The following is a 4,802-nucleotide window of genomic DNA, read 5'->3' as shown; positions in this document are numbered from 1 at the left end:
CGGCTGAAGTGGGCTTTAAGGGTGAGGCCAAAGGGGTGTAGGTAAGTGTTGTAGTCTAGCTCTTCCGTGCCTTCCACATAGGCGGAGAAAAACCGGCCAAGATCGGCACCGGCTGCCCGCTCAAACGCCTCCCGCAAGTCTTGGTCGCTGTAGCCCTTCTCTGACCGACCAAAGCGCTGCCACAGATCCTGCAAAGCCGTATCCAGGGATCCCTGACCGCCGGAAAGGTGACGGATGTGCAGATCCAGCAGCCAACAGACCAAAGCCCCTTTTAAGTAATAAGAAACCTGGCTGTTGAGGGTGTTTTCGTGGGGGCGGTAGAGTTTGATCCAGGTATCGAAGCTGGACTCCCGCAGCGATTGCACGGCCCGGCCCGGAGTACGCTGCAAGCGACCAATCTGTTCGGAAAGAATCTTCAAGAAATCGCCGGCACTGAGGATCCCTGCCCTCAATAAGATGACGTTTTCGTAATAGCTGGTCGCCCCCTCACAAAACCACAGACATTCCAGATAATTTTCCTGGTTGTAATCGATCTTTTCCAATGCCAGAGGACGCAGACGCTTGACATTCCAGGCATGAAACAACTCGTGGGCCAGCAAAGACAAAAAGCGCCGATAGGACTCTGGCTGATGCAGCTCTAGCCCAGAGTAAAGAAGGGTGGTGCTGTACTTGTGCTCAAGGCCACCAAATCCTCCCGGCGACAAATGCACAATGAACCAGTAGCGGTCGTAGGGTAGCCCACCGAAAAACGCGGCTGTGGTTTTGACAATCGCCTTAGCATCAGCGACAGCCCGCTCCACATCCAGAGTGCCCGACCCCCAAACCACAAGGTAATGCGGGATCCCTTCCACCTCAAACGATTGCATCCGATGCAGGCCCACCTCCACCGGGCTATCCACCAGCTCGTCGTAGTCTTCCGCCACAAAAGACTGGCCGGAAGTGGGATCCTCAGAAGGAGAGGTCAAGGGCCGCAAACTGGTGGCGATGTGCCAATCCGGCTTGGGGGGGATCACCGTCAAAGTGTAGGGTTCCCGCTCGCGACCGGGCACGTAGAGGAAGAGCGCTGCCCCGTTGAAATAGGCGTGGGTCAAATCCAGATGGTTCGTGCGCACCGTCAGCTCATAGGCATAGACCCGATAGCACACCTTCACAGCAGAAGAACCCGGCGGATCGATTTGCCAGGTATTCTTATCCACCTTCCGCCAGGCCAAAGGGATCCCTTGCTCAGTTGCCGCCTGAAACTCCTGCACATGACGGGCATACTCCCGCACCAAGTAGGATCCCGGCGTCCACACCGGCAGTCGCAGCCGCAAAGGCATCTTTGGCTCCACCTCTCGGAGCAGCAGCTCCACCTCCAGGAGGTGATTGGCCGGATCCGGCATCCGCACCGTGAAATGCTGGCGGCTCAGTTGAGAAGGTGCAGCAACAGTAACCTCTGGGATCCCCATAGATAGATAGAATGTTCCAACCCACTCCACTCTCTACCGCCAAGGGCCGACGCAACCCCCAGCGACAATGGCTCTTATCCTAACCCCTGCTTTCGGTTGGGGATCCCTTTCTGGGGCAAAAACGAGACTCAAAAATGTAGCACGTGCTACAAAGATGCCTGGGCAGAACCTTCTACTTTAGGGTAAATCTTGGTATCATCATCGATTCTGAAGTCAAGGGGTTGCAACCTAGCCTAATGCTTCTAGATTGATCTTAATAGGTTGATCTTAGGTATAAACTGACCTTAAAAGGTTGATGAGTATGGCGGTGGCCGTAGCGGAAAAATCTCTGATCACAGCCTTCAAGCAATTGGGAGGCCCTCACCATCCTCCGGTTATCGAAACGTTTGAGCGCGGGAAGACCATTTTTTTTCCAGGGGATCCGGCGGAGCGGGTTTACTTTTTGGTAAAGGGAGCCGTTAAGCTCTCGCGGGTCTACGAAATGGGAGAGGAAATCACCGTTGCCCTCCTGCGGGAAAACAGCATCTTCGGCGTGCTCTCCTTTATCACGGGACAGCGCTCCGACCGCTTTTATCACTCGGTGGCTTTTACACCTACCGAGTTACTCTCTCTGCCGATCGAGCAGGTGGAAAAATCCTTGCAGGAGAACGCCGAACTGGCCATGTTGCTGGTTAAAAGCCTGTCGTCTCGTATCTTGCAAACGGAGATGATGATCGAGACGCTGGCTCATCGCGACATGGGATCCCGTCTGGTCAGCTTTTTGTTGATCCTCTGTCGCGATTTCGGGGTGCCTGGCCCAGATGGGGTCACCATCGATCTCAAGCTGTCTCACCAGGCCATTGCCGAGGCCATTGGCTCAACCCGCGTCACCATCACCCGCCTGTTGGGAGAGCTGCGCAAGAAGAAGTACATCTCCATTCACAAGAAGAAGATCACCGTACACGACCCGATGCGGCTGAGCCATCGCTTTGCCTAGAAGGAAGAGGAGAACACCTCCTGAGCAGCACCCTGCCTAGGCAAACCCCGCTCGACGGTTGGTTGAAGCTCTGGCCGGCCTATGTTCAATCTACTGCTGCAGCCTTGAAGAATCTCTATACCTAAAGGACAGACTTAAAGTTTTCTGGAAGCTGACCGGATCGCGGGCAAGAATCTACTAGTCTATGGGGGGATCTGGCTTTGGCCAGAGCTATCTAGCCAATTGCTGAGGTGTAACTGTGGAAACGGCCATCGAGTGGATTACCGCCCATGAGATCCTCGACTCGCGAGGACGCCCCACCCTAGAAGCCCTGGTGGGTTTAGCCAATGGGGCGACGGGCTTGGCGCAGGTTCCCAGCGGCGCTTCGACCGGTACCTTCGAGGCCCATGAGCTGCGGGACGGGGATCCCAAACGCTACGGCGGTAAGGGTGTGCTGAGGGCGGTGGAAAACATCCTTGGCCCCATCCAGTCGGAGCTGCAGGGAGAAGATGCCCTCAACCAAGCCCGTATTGACCAGTTGCTGATCGACCTGGACGGCACCCCCAACAAGTCCCGCCTGGGGGCCAACGCTATTTTGGCAGTTTCTCTGGCGACAGCCAAAGCGGCTGCGGAAGCAGTGGGCTTGCCTCTTTACAAATACCTGGGGGGGCCCTTTGCCAACCTGCTGCCGGTGCCGCTGATGAACGTGCTCAACGGCGGCGCCCACGCCGACAACAACGTCGATATTCAAGAATTTATGCTTGTGCCCATTGGAGCGGCCAGCTTTCGCGAGGCGCTGCGCTACGGGGCTGAGGTGTTTGCGGTACTAAAACAAGTGCTGCAGCAGAAGGGGCTGTCCACCGGTGTGGGGGATGAAGGGGGGTTTGCTCCTGATCTCGACTCCAATGCGGCGGCTTTGGATCTGCTGATGACGGCTATTGAACAGGCAGGCTACAAACCGGGAGCAGATATCGCCTTGGCCTTGGATGTGGCCGCCAACGAGCTGCTGCAGGATGGGCAATATCACTTTGAGGGCAAAGCCCACAGCGCGGCTGATATGGTGGCTTACTACCAGCAACTGCTGGCCAACTATCCCATCCTTTCCATTGAAGATGGGCTAGCGGAAGAAGACTGGGCCGGTTGGCAAGCCATGACCGCTCAACTGGGATCCCGGGTACAGCTGGTGGGAGATGACCTGTTTGTAACCAACCTGACCCGCCTGCAAAAGGGTATCGACAGCGCCGCCGCCAACGCCATTTTGATCAAGCCCAACCAAATCGGCACCCTGACGGAGACCGTCTCGGCCATCCAATTGGCAGTTCAAGCCGGCTTTCGCACCATCATCAGCCACCGCTCTGGCGAGACGGAAGACACCACCATTGCCGACTTGGCGGTGGCCACCCGTGCCGGGCAGATCAAAACCGGATCCCTCTGCCGCAGCGAGCGCATTGCCAAGTACAACCAACTGCTGCGCATCGAAGACGAGCTGGGGGAAGCGGCAGTTTATGCCGGTCGGGTGGGCCTGGGTCCTAGAGCTCGCTAACTTCCCGTTCCGTCCCAGGGGATCCCTAGCACCTGCACCAAAAAGGCCCAGCGGTCGGCAGCTTCCTCAATCAGCTTGCTGGTGGGCTTGCCGGCCCCGTGCCCTGCCTTGGTGTCGATGCGGATGAGGATGGGCTGGGATCCCCCCTGGGCTGCCTGCAGGGCAGCGGCAAACTTGAAGCTGTGGGCGGGCACCACCCGGTCGTCGTGATCTGCGGTGGTGATCAGGGTGGCGGGATAGGCAGTGCCGGGCTTGAGGTTGTGCAGAGGGGAATAGGCGTAGAGGGCCTTGAATTCCTCCGGGTTCTCCGGGGATCCGTACTCGGAGATCCAGGCCCAGCCGATGGTGAACTTATGAAAGCGCAGCATGTCGAACACCCCCACTGCCGGCAGGGCCGCTGCAAACAGCTCCGGCCTCTGAACCAGGCAGGCCCCCACCAGCAGGCCGCCGTTGCTGCCGCCGGAGATGGCCAACTTGGCGGGGTTGGTGTAGCCATGGGCTATCAGCCACTCGGCAGCGGCAATAAAGTCGTCGAACACCTTTTGCTTGTTGAGCTTGGTGCCCGCCTGGTGCCACTCTTCTCCGTACTCGCCGCCGCCGCGCAAACTTGGCTGGGCATAGACACCGCCCATTTCCAGCCAGGCCACCAGACCCACTGAAAAGCTGGGGGTAAGTGAGATGCCAAAGCCACCGTAGCCATACAGCAGGGTGGGGTGATCCCCTGTCCGAGCCAGGCCGCGGCGGTGGACGAGGAACATGGGGATGCGGGTGCCATCTTTGCTAGGGTAGAACACCTGCTGCACCTCGTAGGCCTGGGGATCGAAATCCACCTGGGGCTGACGGAACAGGGTGCTGG

At 57.9% G+C, this 4,802-nt stretch carries 4 protein-coding genes; 2 read left to right on the top strand and 2 right to left on the bottom strand.

What is annotated here, in order from left to right; all coding sequences use genetic code 11:
* Positions 1-1,448, bottom strand: a 1,448-nt coding sequence (locus NW837_RS11405) for a M61 family metallopeptidase (RefSeq protein WP_414331624.1), incomplete at its 3' end; no start/stop codon positions are given.
* Positions 1,449-1,749: 301 nt separating this feature from the next.
* Here NW837_RS11405 and ntcA point away from each other — a divergent pair.
* Together ntcA and eno are read left to right on the top strand one after the other, a co-directional pair.
* Entirely contained in the window at positions 1,750-2,424 is a 675-nt protein-coding gene (gene ntcA, locus NW837_RS11400; RefSeq protein ID WP_011434093.1) for a global nitrogen regulator NtcA, read from the top strand.
* 238 nt (positions 2,425-2,662) lie between these two features.
* On the top strand, positions 2,663-3,946 hold the full coding sequence (gene eno / locus NW837_RS11395) for a phosphopyruvate hydratase (protein ID WP_011434092.1): 1,284 nt from the start codon (positions 2,663-2,665) through the stop codon (positions 3,944-3,946).
* Here the strand turns inward: eno and NW837_RS11390 are convergent.
* The coding region (locus NW837_RS11390) for a prolyl oligopeptidase family serine peptidase (RefSeq protein ID WP_414331622.1) at positions 3,943-4,802 on the bottom strand (860 nt) is incomplete at its 5' end. The two genes, eno and NW837_RS11390, sit on opposite strands and share 4 nt — an antisense overlap.

The organism is Synechococcus sp. R6-10, from assembly GCF_047461815.1.
Classification (GTDB): domain Bacteria; phylum Cyanobacteriota; class Cyanobacteriia; order Thermostichales; family Thermostichaceae; genus Thermostichus.
Note: the sequence above shows the minus strand (reverse complement) of the source record. Positions and strands in the feature narration are given on the sequence as shown.

Excerpts from the sequence above, each read along its gene's own strand:
- ntcA (WP_011434093.1), top strand. The coding sequence starts at position 1,750 with ATGGCGGTGGCCGTAGCGGAAAAATCTCTGATCACAGCCTTCAAGCAA.